The 15,796-nt window shown below is 68.6% G+C and carries 18 protein-coding genes; 4 read left to right on the top strand and 14 right to left on the bottom strand.

The window, feature by feature from the left end; all coding sequences use genetic code 11:
• Positions 1 to 6 precede the first annotated feature (6 nt).
• The 9 genes from holA to WG903_RS02820 form a co-directional block, all read right to left on the bottom strand.
• Complete coding sequence (holA, locus tag WG903_RS02780) at positions 7 to 1,080, bottom strand: DNA polymerase III subunit delta (RefSeq protein ID WP_340072673.1); 1,074 nt, start codon at positions 1,078 to 1,080, stop codon at positions 7 to 9.
• Between the two features lie 19 nt (positions 1,081 to 1,099).
• Positions 1,100 to 3,295, bottom strand: a complete 2,196-nt coding sequence (gene rocD, locus WG903_RS02785; protein WP_340072674.1) for an ornithine--oxo-acid transaminase — start codon at positions 3,293 to 3,295, stop codon at positions 1,100 to 1,102.
• A 102-nt stretch (positions 3,296 to 3,397) separates the two neighbouring features.
• Positions 3,398 to 3,871: an Lrp/AsnC family transcriptional regulator gene (locus WG903_RS02790; RefSeq protein ID WP_340072675.1), complete on the bottom strand. Its 474-nt coding sequence runs from the start codon at positions 3,869 to 3,871 to the stop codon at positions 3,398 to 3,400.
• A gap of 4 nt (positions 3,872 to 3,875) precedes the next feature.
• A complete protein-coding gene (locus WG903_RS02795; RefSeq protein ID WP_340072676.1) occupies positions 3,876 to 4,364 on the bottom strand; it encodes an LPS-assembly lipoprotein LptE in 489 nt (162 codons plus the stop codon).
• Positions 4,364 to 6,982, bottom strand: a complete 2,619-nt coding sequence (gene leuS / locus WG903_RS02800) for a leucine--tRNA ligase (protein WP_340072677.1) — start codon at positions 6,980 to 6,982, stop codon at positions 4,364 to 4,366. The genes WG903_RS02795 and leuS overlap by 1 nt, the downstream gene beginning before the upstream one ends.
• 43 nt (positions 6,983 to 7,025) lie before the next feature.
• Positions 7,026 to 7,448, bottom strand: a complete 423-nt coding sequence (locus WG903_RS02805) for an ExbD/TolR family protein (protein WP_340072678.1) — start codon at positions 7,446 to 7,448, stop codon at positions 7,026 to 7,028.
• 88 nt (positions 7,449 to 7,536) lie between these two features.
• On the bottom strand, positions 7,537 to 8,187 hold the full coding sequence (locus tag WG903_RS02810) for a MotA/TolQ/ExbB proton channel family protein (protein WP_340072679.1): 651 nt from the start codon (positions 8,185 to 8,187) through the stop codon (positions 7,537 to 7,539).
• A complete protein-coding gene (dapB, locus tag WG903_RS02815; RefSeq protein ID WP_340072680.1) occupies positions 8,184 to 9,002 on the bottom strand; it encodes a 4-hydroxy-tetrahydrodipicolinate reductase in 819 nt (272 codons plus the stop codon). Before dapB ends, WG903_RS02810 begins: the two co-directional genes overlap by 4 nt.
• An 11-nt stretch (positions 9,003 to 9,013) precedes the next feature.
• Positions 9,014 to 9,559 carry an outer membrane protein assembly factor BamE gene (locus tag WG903_RS02820; protein WP_340072681.1) on the bottom strand — a complete coding sequence of 182 codons (546 nt, stop codon included), beginning with the start codon at positions 9,557 to 9,559 and terminating at the stop codon, positions 9,014 to 9,016.
• A 40-nt stretch (positions 9,560 to 9,599) separates the two neighbouring features.
• On the opposite strand from WG903_RS02820, the gene fur reads away from it, so the two are divergent.
• Positions 9,600 to 10,043, top strand: coding sequence for a ferric iron uptake transcriptional regulator (gene fur, locus WG903_RS02825; RefSeq protein WP_340072682.1), 444 nt, complete (start codon positions 9,600 to 9,602; stop codon positions 10,041 to 10,043).
• Between the two features lie 4 nt (positions 10,044 to 10,047).
• On the opposite strand, the gene hprK is transcribed toward fur, so the two are convergent.
• From hprK to WG903_RS02850, 5 genes are all read right to left on the bottom strand, one after another.
• Positions 10,048 to 10,998, bottom strand: a complete 951-nt coding sequence (gene hprK, locus WG903_RS02830; protein WP_340072683.1) for an HPr(Ser) kinase/phosphatase — start codon at positions 10,996 to 10,998, stop codon at positions 10,048 to 10,050.
• Position 10,999: 1 nt separating this feature from the next.
• On the bottom strand, positions 11,000 to 11,467 hold the full coding sequence (locus WG903_RS02835) for a PTS sugar transporter subunit IIA (protein ID WP_340072685.1): 468 nt from the start codon (positions 11,465 to 11,467) through the stop codon (positions 11,000 to 11,002).
• 121 nt (positions 11,468 to 11,588) lie between these two features.
• Entirely contained in the window at positions 11,589 to 11,915 is a 327-nt protein-coding gene (gene hpf, locus WG903_RS02840; RefSeq protein ID WP_340072686.1) for a ribosome hibernation-promoting factor, HPF/YfiA family, read from the bottom strand.
• A gap of 303 nt (positions 11,916 to 12,218) precedes the next feature.
• Positions 12,219 to 12,392 (bottom strand): hypothetical protein, encoded by a 174-nt coding sequence (locus WG903_RS02845; protein WP_340072687.1) that lies wholly within the window; start codon positions 12,390 to 12,392, stop codon positions 12,219 to 12,221.
• 25 nt (positions 12,393 to 12,417) lie between these two features.
• Positions 12,418 to 12,612 (bottom strand): hypothetical protein, encoded by a 195-nt coding sequence (locus WG903_RS02850; protein ID WP_340072688.1) that lies wholly within the window; start codon positions 12,610 to 12,612, stop codon positions 12,418 to 12,420.
• 177 nt (positions 12,613 to 12,789) lie between these two features.
• Between WG903_RS02850 and WG903_RS02855 the strand changes: the two genes are divergently transcribed.
• The 3 genes from WG903_RS02855 to corA all read left to right on the top strand — a co-directional run bounded on the left by WG903_RS02855 (position 12,790) and on the right by corA (position 15,795).
• Complete coding sequence (locus WG903_RS02855; protein WP_340072689.1) at positions 12,790 to 13,416, top strand: cysteine hydrolase family protein; 627 nt, start codon at positions 12,790 to 12,792, stop codon at positions 13,414 to 13,416.
• A 50-nt stretch (positions 13,417 to 13,466) separates the two neighbouring features.
• On the top strand, positions 13,467 to 14,672 hold the full coding sequence (locus WG903_RS02860; protein ID WP_340072690.1) for a patatin-like phospholipase family protein: 1,206 nt from the start codon (positions 13,467 to 13,469) through the stop codon (positions 14,670 to 14,672).
• Between the two features lie 133 nt (positions 14,673 to 14,805).
• A complete protein-coding gene (gene corA, locus WG903_RS02865; RefSeq protein WP_340072691.1) occupies positions 14,806 to 15,795 on the top strand; it encodes a magnesium/cobalt transporter CorA in 990 nt (329 codons plus the stop codon).
• The last annotated feature ends 1 nt before the right edge of the window (position 15,796 follow it).

Consider the following 15,796-nt stretch of genomic DNA (forward strand, 5'->3'; position numbering starts at 1 on the left):
CCGCAATTATCGCGCGGCGGCGGATTTCCCCTGCGGCACGGCACATTCCTGGCACAGGCTGAAGGCCAGGCGCTGCAACGCCTGCCAGCCGTCGGCCGGCCAGCCGGGCGCCTTCAGGCCCTTGACGATGCCGTCGACCAGGTGCGCGCCATACAGCAGGTTGTCGAGCGCGGTGGACGACAGCCGCGGCAGCACTCGCTCGAAGAGGCGCTCCTTCACGCCCCACACGCGCTGCTCGCGCAAGGCCATCGGCAGGGGGCGGCCGGCGTTCATCGCGTCCTTCACACGCTTCAAGGCCCGGATGTCCTCGGCCAGCGTGTAGTGCACCAGCACCTCGGCCTCGCCCTCGGCCTGCAGGCCTTCCAGCATGCGCTGCACGCGCGCGGCCTGGCCCGCCAGCACGGCTTCCGACAGCTTGAAGACGTCGTAGCGCGCCACGTTGAGCACGGCATTCTCGACCTGGTCGAAGCTTAACTCGCCTTGCGGGTACAGCAGCGCGAGCTTCTGGATTTCCTGGTGCGCCGCCAGCAGGTTGCCTTCCACACGGTCGGCGAAGAACTGCAGCGTGCGCTGGCCTTCGTCGCCGCTCTTCACGCGCAGGCCGACCGCGGCGAGGCGTTGGGCGATCCATTGAGGCAGCGCCGGGCGTTCGATGGGGTCGAACTGGATCGTGACGCCGTTGGCTTCGAGCGCGCCGAACCACGCGCCCTTCTTCGTCTGGAAGTCGAGCTTGGGCAACAGCACCAGGGTGAGCGTGCTGTCGCTGCCGGCGGCGTTCTCGGCCACCTGCTGCAGGGCGACGCTGCCTTCCTTGCCCGGCTTGCCGGAGGGGATGCGCACCTCGACGATCTGCTTGTCGGCAAAGAGGCTCAGCGAGCCGCCGGCGGCCAGCACCTCGCTCCAGTCGAAATGCTGGACGACGGTATGGACGGTGCGCTCCGTGTAGCCCTGCGCGCGCGCCGTCTCGCGGATCGCGTCGGCGGCTTCCTGCACCAGCAGCGGCTCGTCGCCGTGCAATGTGTAAAGGGGCCGAAGCCCCTTTGAAAGATGCGGTGCGAGTTGCGCGGCAGCCAGCTGCATGCCGCGAGTCTACCCGCGACTAGGCCGCCAGCTGCTCATCCCGCTTCGTGCGGCCCTTGTAGACGTTGTTCAGCGACAGCGTCAGGCAGTAGGCCGCCCCGCCGGAGCGGTTGAACGAGCCCAGCGGCACCACGTGCACGTGGTAGCCGCGCGCCCGCAGCTCGGCGCGCAGCGCGTCCGAGCAGTGGCAGGCCACCAGCACGCGGTCGATGCACACGCCGTTCACGCCCAGCGCGGCGGCGTCCTCCTCGGGCGCCTCGATCAGGTTGTCGCGGCCGACGATGGCGCGGATCTCGTCCCGGCCCTCCTCGGTGAAGGCGCCGGGGTAATACAGGACCTCGCCGCCGGACAGCAGGCAGAAGGCCGTGTCCAGGTGGTAGTAGCGCGGGTCGACCAGCTCCAGCGACACCGTCGGGATGCCGAAGACCTGCTCGATGGTGTGGTGCGCCGAGCGGCACGAACGCTGGCCGTATCCCATCCACATGATGCGGCGGTTGGCGTCGAAGACGGCGTCGCCGGCGCCCTCGAAGTACACGCCTTCGGGCGTGCGGTACACGGCGTCGACCAGGCCGCGCTGCTGCAGCTGCTCGAACATCTGGCGGCCGTGCGCCTCCTCGCCCGAGCGTTCGGCCTTCAGGTAGCGCGCCAGGATCGCCTTGCCATCCAGCACGACCGCGCAGTTGGCGGTGAAGACCAGGTCGGGGCAGCCGGCCACGGGCGGCTTCACCGTGACATCCACGCCGAGCTGCTCGTAGCTGGCCTTGAGCAGGTCCCAGCCTTGCGCGGCGTCACGCGCGAGGCGCTTGGCGTCCAGCTGCCACTCGCCCGGCTTCATCCACGGATTGATCGAGTAGGCCACCTCGAAGTGATCGGGTGGGCTCATGAGGAACTGGGGCGCATCGCCCCCGGTTGCACTGGCCTCGATCGAGCGCTCCACGCCCGCGCGACGGCCGGGCGCTACCGAAAATATAGCAAGCTCCTCGCATTTTTCAAGCACCACGTCGCGGAAGCGGTCCACGGCGTCGTCGATCAGGGCCTTGCTGATGGTCAGGGGCGGCGCAAAACGGATCACCGTCTCGTGCGTTTCCTTCGACAGCACGCCCCGGTCGGCCAGGCGCTGCACCAGTTCGCGCGCTTCCGCGCGTGCCGGGTCGATGTCCACGCCGACCCACAGGCCGCGGCCGCGCACCTCGCGGATCAGGCCGCCGGCCTCGCGCATGACGGAGTTCAGGCGCTCGTGCAGGTGCGCGCCCAGCGCAGCGCTTCGGCCCACCAGGTTCTCGTCCTCCATCACTTTCAGCGCCTCGAGCGCCACGGCCGAAGCCAGCGCGTTGCCGCCGAAGGTGGAGCCGTGGCTGCCCGGCTCGAACACCGCGTCCATCACCTTCGCATCGGCGAGGAAGGCACTCACCGGCAACACGCCGCCGCCCAGCGCCTTGCCCAGCACCAGCGCGTCGGGGCGGATGCCCTCGTGCTCGAAGGCGAACCAGCGGCCGGTACGGCCCAGGCCCGATTGCACCTCGTCGAGGATCAACAGGATGTTGTGGCGATCGCACCAGGCGCGCAGTTCGGCGAAGAAGCCTTCGGGCGGCACGATGACGCCGGCCTCGCCCTGGATCGGCTCGACCAGCACGGCGCAGGTGTTGGCCGTGGTGGCGGCGCGCACGCTGGCCATGTCGCCGAAATCGAAGTGCGCGAAGCCGCTCGCCAGCGGGCCGAAGCCTTCGCGGTAATCGGGCTCGCTCGAGAAGCTGACGATGGTGCTGGTGCGGCCGTGGAAGTTGCCGCGCGCCACCAGGATCTCCTGCTCACCGTCGACCAGGCCCTTGACGCGCTGGCCCCAACGGCGCGCGCACTTGATGGCGGTCTCCACCGCTTCGGCGCCGGTGTTCATCGGCAGCGCGCGCGAAAAGCCCGTCACCGCGCACAGCTTTTCGAGGAAGGGGCCGAGCGTGGTGCCGTGGTAGGCGCGGGAGGTGACAGCAACCTTCTTGACTTGCTCTTCGAGGGCCGCAACGACGCGCGGGTGCAGGTGGCCGTGCGACACGGCCGAATACGCACTCATCATGTCGATGTACTCGCGCCCTTCGACGTCCCAGACCAGGCAGTCCTTCGCGCGGTCGATCACGACCGGCACCGGCGCGTAGTTGCGGGCGCCGTAGCGGTTCTCTTTCCGAATGAAATCGGCGGTGGTGAGGCGGTTCTTCGCATCCATGGGGAAACTCCCTGTGATGCGGAAAGTGTAGGCGCGATGGCCCTGCCGAGGGGGTGAATCGGGTCGCACGGCGCTTCTGCCAATGGCAGTGCCGGGTATGGATCACTTCCGATTCGGAAGCGGGAAGCCCGCGAACTCCTTGATCGTCTGCATCTCGATGTTGGTGACGATCTTCTCCACCCCCAGCGCCGCCTCGTCCAGCCAGCCATTGATGAGCCGGTGGTAGTGCGCCAGGTGCGGGCAGGCGATGCGCACCAGGTAGTCGTAGCGGCCGCTCACCACCCAGCAGCCGACGACCTCGGGCGTTTGCGCCATGCGCTTCTCGAACCGCTGCAGCGAGGCCTGCCGCTGGTCCTTGAGCGCGATCTCGGCGAAGGCGCACACCTGCTCGCCCAGCGCCGAGCGGCTCACCATCGCGCGGTAGCCCTCGATCACGCCTTCGGATTCGAGCTTGCGCACGCGGTTGAGCGTGGCGCGTGCCGACAGGTGGATGGCTTCCGAGAGCGCCTGCACCGTCGTCCGGCCGTCCTGCTGCAGCAGCTCCAGCAGCTTCAGGTCGGCGCGGTCCAGTTCCATGCGCTCAGACGGCCTTCACCGAGGACAGCCGGCGCATCACCTGCCGCACGATGTCGGCCTGCAGGCTGCGGTAGACCAGCTGCTCCTCGTCTTCCTTGGCCAGCGCCACGGTTTCGCTGTAGCTGATGTCCTGCTGGCGCACGATCTCGGCGTCGGGGATCAGCTCGCGGCCGTCACGCGAGCGCAGGCGGAAGCGCAGGCGCATGCGCAGCTCGAACTCGCGCACCTGGCCGACGGCGCCCAGGCCCACCACGACCTTCTGGCGCTGCTCGTTCAGCACGTCCATCACCACTTCGGCCTCGGCGGGCGACTCGACGATGACGACCTTGCCGCCCGAGGCGATCGCGCGCTTGAGCTCGCGCCCGATCGGCGAGGTCGCGGCCACGCCGATGTAGATCGACCTGAAGGCGAAATCCGGCGCCTGCCGCAGCTGGAAGCCGCAGCCCGCGAGAAGCGCGGGCGCGGCGAAGGCGAGCAACGCGCGGCGGCGCATCACACCACCACGTTCACGAGGCGGCCCGGCACGATGACGACCTTCTTCACCGGGTGGCCGCCGCCGTACTGTGCGAAGGCCTCGGTCTTGAGCGCGATCGCCTCGATGTCCTCGCGCGGCGCGCCGGCCGGCACGCGGATGGAGCCGCGGTGCTTGCCGTTCACCTGCAGCACGAGCTCGACCTCGTCCTGCACCAGCGCTTCCTCGTCCACCGTGGGCCACGGCGCATCGAGCAGCTCGCCCATGCGCTCGGCGAAGCCCAGCTCCTTCCACAGCGCATGCGCGATGTGCGGCGTCACGGGGTACAGCACGCGCAGCAGGATGCCGAAGCACTCGCGCACCGCGGCGTCCGAATTGGCCTCGGCGGCGCCCTTGAAATCCTCCAGCGCGTTGAGCAGCTTCATCGCGCCGGAGACGACCGTGTTGTATTGCATGCGCTGGTAGTCGTAATCGACCTGGCGCAGCACGGTGTGGATCTCGCGGCGCAGCGCCTTGCTCTGCGCCCCCACCGCCTTGTCGGCCGGCGCCGCGCTGCCGGGGCCCAGCTTGTGCCCGAAGGCCCACACGCGGCGCAGGAAGCGGAAGGAGCCTTCGAGCGCGGCGTCGTTCCATTCCAGCGTCGCCTCCGGCGGCGCCGTGAACATGGTGTACAGCCGCGCCGTGTCGGCGCCGTACTTCTCGATCAGGTCCTGCGGGTCCACGCCGTTGTTCTTGGACTTGGACATGGTGGTCCAGCCTTCGTACGTCACCGGCTGCCCGTCGGCCTTCGCCTTCGCGGAGATCACCTTCGCGTGCTCGTCGCGCTCGATGTCGAGCTCGTGCGCCCAGTAGTAGTGCTTGCCCGTGTCGATGCGGTAGAACGCCTCGTTCAGCACCATGCCCTGCGTCAGCAGCTTGGTGAACGGCTCGTCGACCTTCACCAGGCCCATGTCGCGCATCACCTTGGTCCAGAAGCGCGCGTAGAGCAGGTGCAGGATGGCGTGTTCGATGCCGCCGATGTACTGGTCCATCGGCATCCAGTACTGCGCACCCTCGCCCACCATCGCGTCTTCCTTCGCGGGGTCGCAGTAGCGCATGTAGTACCACGAGCTGTCGACGAAGGTGTCCAGGGTGTCGGTCTCGCGCCGCGCGGGCTTGCCGCACACCGGGCACTTGCAGGCCAGGAAGTCCTCGCGCTTGTTCAGCGGGTTGCCGCTGCCGTCGGGCACGCAGTCCTGCGGCAGCACCACGGGCAGATCCTTCTCGGGCACCGGCACGGCGCCGTGCTGGTCGCAGTGAATGATCGGGATCGGCGTGCCCCAGTAGCGCTGGCGGCTCACGCCCCAGTCGCGCAGGCGCCAAGTGGTCTTCTTCTCGCCCAGGCCCTTCTGCTGCAGCGCGTGCGCCACCGCATCGACCGCCTCCTGGTAGCCGAAGCCGCTGAAGATGTCGGAGTTGACGGTGACGCCGCGCTCCTTGTCGGCGTACCACTCGTGCCACTGCTTGTAGTCGTAGGTCTCGCCGTCGACGTGCACGACCTCCATGATCGGCAGGCCGTACTTGAGCGCGAAGGCGAAGTCGCGTTCGTCGTGTCCCGGCACGCCCATGACGGCGCCGTCGCCGTAACCCATGAGCACGTAGTTGCCGACCCACACGTCGATCGGCTCGTTGGTGAGCGGGTGCATCACCTGCAGGCCCGTGGGCACGCCTTCCTTGTCGCGCAGCGCGAGCTCGGCCTCGGTGGTGCCGCCCTTCTTCGCATCCTCGATGAACCGCGCGACCTTGGGGTTCGACTTCGCCGCGTGCGTGGCCAGCGGATGCTCGGGCGCGACCGCGACGAAGGTCACGCCCATGATGGTGTCGGCGCGCGTCGTGAAGACGTACATGCGCCCGTCCTGGATCAACTGGCCGTCGTCGCCCTTGATGTCGTGCGGGAAGGCGAAGCGCACGCCCTCGCTCTTGCCGATCCAGTTTTCCTGCATCAGCTTCACGCGCTCGGGCCAGCCCGGCAGGCGGTTCTGCACGTGCTCGAGCAGTTCCTGCGCGTAGTCGGTGATCTTCAGGTAGTAGCCGGGGATCTCGCGCTTTTCCACGGGCGCGCCGGTGCGCCAGCCCTTGCCGTCGATCACCTGCTCGTTGGCCAGCACGGTCTGGTCGACCGGGTCCCAGTTCACCACCTGCGTCTTGCGGTACGCGATGCCCTTCTCGAGCATCTTCAGGAACAGCCACTGGTTCCACTTGTAGTAGCTGGGGTCGCAGGTGGCGACCTCGCGCGACCAGTCGATGGCCAGGCCCATGGCCTGCATCTGGCCCTTCATGTACGCGATGTTCTCGTACGTCCACTTCGCCGGCGGCACGTTGTTCTTCATCGCCGCGTTCTCGGCCGGCAGCCCGAACGCGTCCCAGCCCATGGGCATGAGGACGTTGTAGCCCTTCATGCGCAGGTAGCGCGTGAGCATGTCGTTGATGGTGTAGTTGCGCACGTGCCCCATGTGCAGCTTGCCCGAGGGGTAGGGCAGCATGGAGCAGGCATAGAACTTCTTCTTGCGCGCATCCTCCGTCACGCGGTAGGCATCGCGTGACGTCCAGTGCGACTGCGCGGCCTTCTCGACTTCGCCGGGGACGTATCTCTCTTGCATCCAGCGATTCTAGGGGCCGGGCCGCGCGGCCGCCCCCGGGCCGTCAGCGGCCGCCGGGCTCGGCCACGAAACCGATGCGGTGCAAGCCCGCCTTCTGCGCGGCGCCCATCACCTCCACCACGCGGCCGTAGGGCACGCCGGCATCGGCGCGCAGCTGGATCTCGGTGTCGGGCCGGGCCTTGGCCGCCTGCGCCAGGCGCTGCGCCAGCTGCTCCTGGGTCAGGGGCTTGTCGTCGACGAAGGCCTGGCCGGACTTGTCCAGCACCACCGCCACGAAGGCCGGCGCGTCGCTGGGGCGCGCGGCGCCGCTTCGGGGCAGGTCCAGCCGCACCGAGCTGGCCAGCAGCGGCGCGGTGATGATGAGGATGACCACCAGCACCAGCATCACGTCCACCAGCGGCGTCATGTTGATGTCGCTCATCGGCTGCGGGCCGGGCGTGCGCTCCAGGCGGCCGAAAGCACTCATCAGCCGCCGCCCGGCCGCCCGAAGGCGGCTGACGCCCCCTCGGGGGGCAGCGCACTACACGAAGTGAGAAGCGTGGGGGCCAACATTTCTAGGGCTCCACGGCCGGGTGCGTGAGCAGCTCGCGCAGGTCGCGTGCGAAACCTTCGAGGTCGGCCTCGATGCGTCCGATGAAGCGACCGAAGATGTTGTAGCCCAGCACCGCCGGGATCGCGACCGCGAGGCCCGCGGCCGTCATGATGAGCGACTCGCCCACGGGGCCCGCGACCTTGTCGATGGTGATCTGCCCCGCCGCGCCGATGGCGGTGAGCGCGTGGTAGATGCCCCAGACCGTGCCCAGCAGGCCGACGAAGGGCGCGGTGGAACCCACGGTGGCCAGCAGCACCTGGCCGAACTGCAACTTGTCGAGCACGCGGTGCAAGGCGTCGCGCAGCACGCGCGTGAGCTGCTGCGAGCGGTCGCCTGCGGCGGCGAGCGAGCCGGGCGCCGCCACCTGCGTCGCCTCGATCAGCGGCAGCACCAGCGACTCGCGGTCGAACGCCCCGACCCGCTGCCTGGCTTCGTTGATGGAGGGCGCCTGCCAGAAAGCCGCGGTGCTGCGGCCGACGTCGCCCGCCGCGCGCTTGAGCAGCCACGCCTTCCACAGGATCACCACCCAGCTGGCCACCGACATCGCCAGCAGCACGATGGCCACCAGCCGCGTGACCGCGTCGCCGCTGGCCAGCAGGTCGTACAGGCTCATCGCAGGGCCAGCACGTCGAACATGTCGAACAGGCCCTTTTTCTTGCCGGCCAGGAAGCGCACGGCGCGCAGGCTGCCGTCGGCGTACGTGGAGCGGCTCGCGGACCTGTGCGTGATCTCGATGCGCTCGCCCGTGCCGGCGAAGAGCACGGTGTGGTCGCCGACGATGTCGCCGCCGCGGATCGCGGAGAAGCCGATGGTGCCGGGCTTGCGCTCGCCGGTGACGCCTTCGCGGGCGAACACGCCGTCCTTCTTCAGGTCCTTGCCCAGCGCCTGCGCGATCACCTCGCCCATCTTCAGCGCCGTGCCCGAAGGCGCGTCGACCTTGTGGCGGTGGTGGGCTTCGATCACCTCGATGTCGAAGCCGGTGGCCAGCGACTTCGCCGCCATCTCCAGCAGCTTGAGCGTGACGTTCACGCCGACGCTCATGTTGGGCGACATCACGATGGCGATGTCGCGCGCCGCGTCGCGGATCTGTTCCTTCTGGCTCTCGTTGAAGCCCGTGGTGCCGATCACGAGGTTGACCTTGTGCTCGCGGCACGCGGCCAGGTGCTTGAGCGTGCCTTCGGGGCGCGTGAAGTCGATGAGCACGTCGGCATCGGCGAGCGCCGCCGCGATGTCGGCGGACACGGCGACGCCGCTCGCCACGCCCAGGAACGCGGCCGCATCGTTGCCGATCGCGGGGCTGGCGGGCACGTCGGCGGCGCCGGCCAATTGGCAGTCGCCCGAGGCTCGGATGGCCTCGATGAGCATGTGCCCCATGCGGCCGCTGGCACCGGCGACCGCCACCTTGTGGACCGTGGACGGCTGGGCCATGGGCTTGTCCTTCAGCGCGGCTCGAGCGGCGGGTAGGCGGTGGCCGCGGCCGGCGCCGGCGGCACGGCGGGCGCGGCCGGCTGCTTGTTCTCGGCGGCGAACTGGCGCAGCTTGTCCTCGCTCGCTTCCAGCGGCGGCACGGACGCGGACTTGCGCTTGCTGTCCAGCGTGGCGACGAACTCGGCCTCGGTCGGCATCTCGTCGCCGTCGAAGCGGTCCAGCGCATCGTCCTTGAAGAACAGCGCCAGGCGGCGCTGCTGCGGCTCCACGCCCTGGCGCTTGATGGTGAACACGTAGTCCCAGCGGTCCTTGTGGAACGCGTCGGCGAGGAGCGGCGTGCCGAGCAGGTCGCGCACCTGCGTGCGGCTCATGCCCGGGCGCAGCGCGGCCACCTGCTCCTTGGAGACGAAGTTGCCCTGCACGACCTCGATCTTGTAGGGCGTGATGGCCCCGGCGATGCGCTCGCTGGTGCGGTCGAACGTGCCGCAGCCGGCGAGGGCCGCGAGCACGCACGCGGCAAGCGCGCTACGCGCGGCGGGGAAAGCAGGATGGCGCATGGCGGGGGCGGGGCGATATGATCGAAACGATTGTAGCGACATGGCCAACATCGACGACCTCAAGAGCACGGGCCTGAAGGCCACGGTGCCGCGCCTGAAGATCCTGGACGTCTTCCACAAGGGCGACCAGCGCCACATGACGGCCGAGGACGTGTTCCGCGTGCTGCTGACCGAGCACTCCGACATCGGCCTGGCCACCGTGTACCGCGTGCTCACGCAGTTCGAGCAGGCCGGCATCCTGACGCGCAGCCACTTCGAAAGCGGCAAGGCCGTCTACGAGCTGAACGAGGGCACGCACCACGACCACCTGGTGTGCCTGGACTGCGGGCGGGTGGAGGAGTTCTACGACGCCGAGATCGAGAAGCGCCAGCACGCAGTGGCCAAGATCAAGGGCTTCGACATCGCGGACCACGCGCTGAGCCTGTACGCGCACTGCACGAAGGCCGACTGCCCGCACCGCCCCAAGGGCAGGGGCCAGGCCTAGCCGCTCAGGATCCGTTCTCCATCGCGCGGCGGTGCCGCTCGACGAACTCCTGGTAGGTGTCCACGCCGCGCAGCTGCAGGATGGTGTTGCGCACGGCCGCTTCCACCAGCACGGCGATGTTGCGGCCGGCCACCACCTGGATCACGGCCTTGCGCACCGGCACGCCCAGCACGTCCTGCGTGAGCGGCTCGTAGGGCAGGCGCTCGTACTCGCGCTCGAGCGTCTCGCGCCGCACCAGGTGCACGATCAGCTTCAGCCGCATCTTCCGGCGCACGGCCGTCTCGCCGAAGATCGCGCGGATGTCCAAGAGGCCGATGCCGCGCACCTCCAGCAGGTTCTGCAACAGCTCCGGGCAGCGCCCCTCGATGGTGGTCTGGTTGATGCGGTAGAAATCCACCGCGTCGTCGGCCACCAGGCCGTTGCCGCGCGAGATGAGTTCGAGGCCGAGCTCGCTCTTGCCCAGGCCCGACTCGCCGGTGATCAGCACGCCCAGCCCCAGGATGTCCATGAACACGCCGTGCATCGACGTGCGCTCGGCGAAATGCTTGGACAGGTACGCGCGCATGACGTCGATGACGAAGGCCGAGGGCTCCTTCGTCGCGAACATCGGGATCTGCGCGCGCTCGCACATCTGCAGCAGCGCCTCGGGTGCGACCTGGCCGTCGGTCAGCACCAGCACCGGCGGCTCGAGCGTGACGATGCGCGCGATGCGGCGGGCGCAGTCTTCCTGCGTGGCGTTCGTGAGGTACGCGACCTCGCGCTCGCCCAGGATCTGCACGCGGTAGGGGTGGATGTAATTGAGGTAGCCGACGAGGTCGGCGCCCGAGCGCGCTGCGCGCACCGCCACTTCGTCGAAGCGGCGCTCGGAGGCGCCGAGGCCGGCGACCCATTCCCATTTCAGCTTGCCGCGGTGGTCCTCGAAGAGAACGTCGGCGCTGACGACTGAGGGTTTCACTCTAGGCGGGCTGGGCCGACTGCCAGGTCGAGATCAGGCGGTGCAGTTCGGCCGCGTCGTTGCAGGACTTCATCTTCTCGCGCAGCGGCGCGTCGGACAGCAGTTCGGCGATCTCGGAGAGGATTTCCAGGTGCTTCTGCGTGGCCGCCTCGGGCACCAGCAGGAAGATCAGCAGCGACACCGGCTGCTCGTCGGGCGCGTCGAAACCGATGGGGCTGCCCAGCTGGAACAGCGCGGCCATGGGCGACTTCAGGCCCTTGATGCGGCCGTGCGGGATGGCCACGCCATGGCCCAGGCCCGTGGAGCCCAGGCGCTCGCGCGCGAACAGGCTGTCGGTGATCAGGGCGCGCGACAGGCCGTGCAGGTTCTCGAACAGGAGGCCGGCCTCTTCGAACGCGCGCTTCTTGCTCGTGGCGTCGACGCTCACCAGGACCTGGGTGGAGGGCAGGATGGACGCGAGGCGGTTCATGGGTTTGCGGCTTGGGATTATGCACCGCAACACGAAATGGCAAGGCGGCCGGGGAAGCCGCGAAAGCGGCAAGCCCAAAAGGACGAGGCCCCGCGCAGGGGCCTCGTTGGAAGTTGCCGGCTCACATGAGCCGTTTAACGCTGCACTGGTGGTCCTTGACCCGGTCCTTGTGCTTGCCGACCTGGCGGTCGAGCTTGTCGACCAGTTCGTCCAGGGCGGCGTACAGGTCCTCGTGCGAGCTCTCGGCGAACATGTCGTTGCCCTTCACGTGGATCTTGCACTCGGCCCTCTGTCGTCGTTCCTTCTCCTTCAGTTTCTCCACGGTGAGCAGCACTCGGACGTCGACGACCTGGTCAAAGTGGCGCGTGATTCGATCAAGCTTGCTGGTCACGTAGTTTCGAAGCGCGGGGGTGACTTCGAGATGGTGACCGCTGATCGTCAAGTTCATGGGAAGAGCCTCCTGTTGCTACAGACGAAAAACCCCGCCTGTGGAGACCGGGCGGGGCGAACTTGGATTTCTCATGGGGTCGAACCACTATGCCGTGGCGGCCTGCCAAAAGCAATCGAATTCGGTCAACGGAAAGGCGCCCTTGAAACGCTTTGTCCCGGCTGGGCTCGCAAGTGCTTGCCGGGCATGGAAGAGCCGTTGAAGCGGCCAACAAAACGGGCGTGAAAAAGCCGCCCGCAGGCGTTTTCGCAGACATGCAAAAAGCCGCCCGCAGGCGGCTTTCCAGTGTGGCGCGGTCGGCTTTTAGTTGAGGCGCCAGGCGGCCGGGCCGGTGTAGTGGCTCCAGCCCTGCGCGGCGCGCGGATGCGCCTGGGCGCCGGGGCGCTCGAGGTTGGCGTGCTCCGTGCGTTCGGCGATGGGCTTGTCGCGCGGCGTGTCGACGAAGCGGTTGGGCATCTTGGGTTCCGTGGCGATCATGGTCAAGTTTCCTCTGTGGGGCGCGTCAACTGCCGCTGTTGTCGTTGGCGGCGGGCTTGTCGGGGTTGTCCTGGCGCGCCGGCCGCGCCGAGTACGGGCTCAGGAATGGCCACGCATGGGCGCTGCGGGCCCGGCGTCCATCGCCATCCGGCTTGCCGTCGTTGGCGGCGGCTCGCGGGAAGGAACGGCTCGCATTGGGATCGTTCGCCAGCTGGATCATTTGGGACAACTCCTTGGGCCCCGGCGTGACTGCCTGCCGGGGAGACAAGGCAGACTCTAGGGTCCCCGGATGAGCGGCCCTGTCGGACGGCTCGGCCTCAGCTTGTAGGATTTGTCCTGCCTCAGCCGTCGGGTGTTGGCGCCCACCTCGGCCGCAGCCCGCGCCCAGAATGGCTCCATGCCCCGTAGTACCCCCGACCCCGGCGCCGCCCTGGCGTCGCCGCGCCTGCCCCGCAGCCCCCGTGTCCTGTTGCTGGTGGATTTCATCAACCCGCTGAACTTCCCGGGCGCCGAGGACCTCGCCCCAGCCGCCGTCGAAGCCGCCCGGGCCACCGCGGCCCTGAAGGACAAGCTGGCCCGCGCCGGCGTGGCCACCATCTACGCCAACGACAACTACGGCGTGTGGCAGTCCGACTTCCACAGCCTCGTCTCCACGTGCCTCGGCATGGAAGGCGCGCCCGGCGAGATCGCGAAGCTGCTGTACCCGCAGGCCGGGGACATCACCATGCTCAAGCCGCGCCATTCCGCGTTCTACGCCTCGCCGCTGGAGTTGCTGCTGACCGAGATGGAGGCGAAGGAACTCGTGATCTGCGGCCTGGCCAGCGACATGTGCGTGCAGCTCACGGCAGCCGAAGCCTTCCTGCGCGAGTACCCGTGCTGGGTGCCCGCCGATTGCCACGCGGCCGAGAGCGACGACGCGAAGGAGGCCGCGGTCGCCTACATGGCCGGCGTGCTCAAGTGCGACGTGCGGCCCTCGACCGCGCCCGCGCCGCGGCGCAAGTCGCGCGGGCGCCGCGACCTGTAGCAAGCCCGCAGCTTCTGCTCTACCATGCCTCGCAGGAGACGAGGCTTGCAATGAGCCTGGGGACCATCATCCATGCGGGCCTGGTGCGCCCGAAGCAGCCCACGCACGCCCTGGTGCTGATGGGCGGCGGCGCGCGCACGGCCTACCAGGTCGGCGTGCTGCAGGCGCTGGGCGCGATGCTGCAGCTGCAGGCGGGCGGCAGCCCCGCCTTCCCGTTCAAGGTGCTGGTCGGCACGTCCGCCGGCGCGCTCAACGTCGCCTACCTCGCCAGCACCGCCACGCACGGCCTCGAAGCCTTCGCCGAGCTGGCGAAGTTCTGGGGCCGCCTGCAGTGCGACGACGTCTATGCGCTCGACGTGCCGCCCTGGGTGCGCATCAGCCGCCTGATGACCGCGCTCACGCTGTGGCGGCGCACGCGCGGCCGCGGCGCGCTGCTGGACAACATGCCCCTGGTCGACACCTTGCACCACGCGATCTCGCTGTCGGGCATCGAGGAGTCGCTCACGTCGAAGGCGATCGACGCGGTGGCCGTCACGGCCTCCAGCTACACCAGCGGCGTGCACTGGACCTTCTGCCACACGGCGCGCGACTCGAAGCAGGAGGCGTGGATGCGCCCCGGCCGCCGCGCCGAATTCCAGCCGCTCACCATCGAGCACCTGATGGCCTCCAGCGCCATCCCCTTCCTGTTCCCGTCCACGCCGCTGTGGGTCGACGGCCATCCCGAATACTTCGGCGACGGCTCGATGCGCCAGGTCTCGCCGCTGTCGCCCGCGATGCACCTGGGCGCGCACAAGATCCTGGTGGTGGGCGTCGGCCAGCCGCAGCGCTCGGGCCTGATCGCCGCGCCGGCCAACGGCGGCGGCCGCGGGCCCTCGCTGGGCGGCATCGCGGGCCATGCGATGGCCAGCGTCTTCCACGACACGCTGCAGGCCGACGTCGAGCAGGCGCAGCGCGTAACCAAGACCTTGCAGCAGCTGCCGCGCGAGGTGGCGGGCGTGCTGCCCTACCGCAGCGTCGAGGTGGTGTCGATCCAGCCGACGCAGTCGCTCGACGCGCTCGCGCAGCAGCATGCGCAGGACCTGCCGCGCTCGGTGCGGCGCGCCCTCGGCGGGCTGGGCGCGCTCAAGAGCGGCGGGGGCGGCGCGCTGGCCAGCTACCTCCTGTTCGAACCCGGTTTCGTGCAGGCCCTGGTCAGCCTCGGCGAGCAGGATGCGTACGCGCGAAAGAGCGAGCTGCTGGCCTTCTTCGCGGCATAATCGCGGCCATCCCAACAGCGGAGAGCACTCCTTGGAAACCTACCCGAGTCGGTAGCTTTCAGCGCCCGTGAGCCGCGGCGTTGAAAGCACCTTGCCACCAACGCCACACCACTGAATCACGGAGCCCCAAAGGATGCTCAACATCTTCACGCTCGCCAACGGCCGGCTCTTCCAGGAAGAGATCGAGTCGCTGGAGGAGCTCTCCAAGTTCCAGCCGATCTGGGTCGACCTCGAAGCGCCGACGCCGGAGGAGAAGCGCTGGGTCAAGCAGTACTTCGGCCTGTCCATCCCCGAAGACGCGATGGACGAGGACATCGAGGAGTCCGCCCGCTTCTACGAAGAGGACAACGGCGAGCTGCACATCCGCTCCGACTTCCTCATCGCCGACGACGCCGAGCCGCGCGCGGTGCGCGTGGCCTTCATCCTGAACCTGAAGAACGACGCGCTGCGCAGCAAGGGCGTGCTGTTCTCCATCCACGACGAGGACGTGCCCGTCTTCCGCCTGCTGCGCCTGCGCGCGCGCCGCGCCCCGGGCCTGATCGAGGACGCGAAGGACGTGCTGCTCAAGCTGTACGACGCCGACGCCGAGTACTCCGCCGACACCCTCGAGGGCATCTACGACGAGCTCGAGAAGGTGAGCAAGCAGGTGCTGTCGGCCACCGTCACCGACGAACTCGCCGGCGAGGTGCTGGGCGACATCGCGCGCCAGGAGGACCTGAACGGGCGCATCCGCCGCAACGTGATGGACACGCGCCGGGCCCTGTCGTTCATGATGCGCATCCGCATGCTGGACGCCGAGCAGTTCGAGGACGCGCGCCAGATCCTGCGCGACATCGAGTCGCTGGACAACCACACGGCGTTCCTCTTCGACAAGATCAACTTCCTGATGGATGCGACCGTCGGTTTCATCAACATCAACCAGAACAAGATCATCAAGATCTTCTCGGTGGCCAGCGTGGCGCTGCTGCCGCCGACGCTGATAGCCAGCATCTACGGCATGAACCTGCAGTTCCCGGAGCTGCAGTTGCTCGGGCGCGCGGGCTACCCCTACGTCGTGCTGCTGATGATCGCCAGCGCGCTGGTGCCCATGTGGTACTTCCGCAAGCGCGGCTGGCTGCGCTGAG

The sequence above is a fragment of the Ramlibacter sp. PS4R-6 genome (assembly GCF_037572775.1).
GTDB lineage: Bacteria > Pseudomonadota > Gammaproteobacteria > Burkholderiales > Burkholderiaceae_C > Ramlibacter.

What these genes read in the sequence shown, in the direction of transcription:
- holA (WP_340072673.1), bottom strand. Translation starts at nt 1,080, where the DNA reads ATGCAGCTGGCTGCCGCGCAACTCGCACCGCATCTTTCAAAGGGGCTT.
- rocD (WP_340072674.1), bottom strand. Translation starts at nt 3,295, where the DNA reads ATGGATGCGAAGAACCGCCTCACCACCGCCGATTTCATTCGGAAAGAG.
- WG903_RS02790 (WP_340072675.1), bottom strand. Translation starts at nt 3,871, where the DNA reads ATGGAACTGGACCGCGCCGACCTGAAGCTGCTGGAGCTGCTGCAGCAG.
- WG903_RS02795 (WP_340072676.1), bottom strand. Translation starts at nt 4,364, where the DNA reads ATGCGCCGCCGCGCGTTGCTCGCCTTCGCCGCGCCCGCGCTTCTCGCG.
- leuS (WP_340072677.1), bottom strand. Translation starts at nt 6,982, where the DNA reads ATGCAAGAGAGATACGTCCCCGGCGAAGTCGAGAAGGCCGCGCAGTCG.
- WG903_RS02805 (WP_340072678.1), bottom strand. Translation starts at nt 7,448, where the DNA reads ATGAGTGCTTTCGGCCGCCTGGAGCGCACGCCCGGCCCGCAGCCGATG.
- WG903_RS02810 (WP_340072679.1), bottom strand. Translation starts at nt 8,187, where the DNA reads ATGAGCCTGTACGACCTGCTGGCCAGCGGCGACGCGGTCACGCGGCTG.
- dapB (WP_340072680.1), bottom strand. Translation starts at nt 9,002, where the DNA reads ATGGCCCAGCCGTCCACGGTCCACAAGGTGGCGGTCGCCGGTGCCAGC.
- WG903_RS02820 (WP_340072681.1), bottom strand. Translation starts at nt 9,559, where the DNA reads ATGCGCCATCCTGCTTTCCCCGCCGCGCGTAGCGCGCTTGCCGCGTGC.
- fur (WP_340072682.1), top strand. Translation starts at nt 9,600, where the DNA reads ATGGCCAACATCGACGACCTCAAGAGCACGGGCCTGAAGGCCACGGTG.
- WG903_RS02835 (WP_340072685.1), bottom strand. Translation starts at nt 11,467, where the DNA reads ATGAACCGCCTCGCGTCCATCCTGCCCTCCACCCAGGTCCTGGTGAGC.
- hpf (WP_340072686.1), bottom strand. Translation starts at nt 11,915, where the DNA reads ATGAACTTGACGATCAGCGGTCACCATCTCGAAGTCACCCCCGCGCTT.
- WG903_RS02845 (WP_340072687.1), bottom strand. Translation starts at nt 12,392, where the DNA reads ATGATCGCCACGGAACCCAAGATGCCCAACCGCTTCGTCGACACGCCG.
- WG903_RS02850 (WP_340072688.1), bottom strand. Translation starts at nt 12,612, where the DNA reads ATGATCCAGCTGGCGAACGATCCCAATGCGAGCCGTTCCTTCCCGCGA.
- WG903_RS02855 (WP_340072689.1), top strand. Translation starts at nt 12,790, where the DNA reads ATGCCCCGTAGTACCCCCGACCCCGGCGCCGCCCTGGCGTCGCCGCGC.
- WG903_RS02860 (WP_340072690.1), top strand. Translation starts at nt 13,467, where the DNA reads ATGAGCCTGGGGACCATCATCCATGCGGGCCTGGTGCGCCCGAAGCAG.
- corA (WP_340072691.1), top strand. Translation starts at nt 14,806, where the DNA reads ATGCTCAACATCTTCACGCTCGCCAACGGCCGGCTCTTCCAGGAAGAG.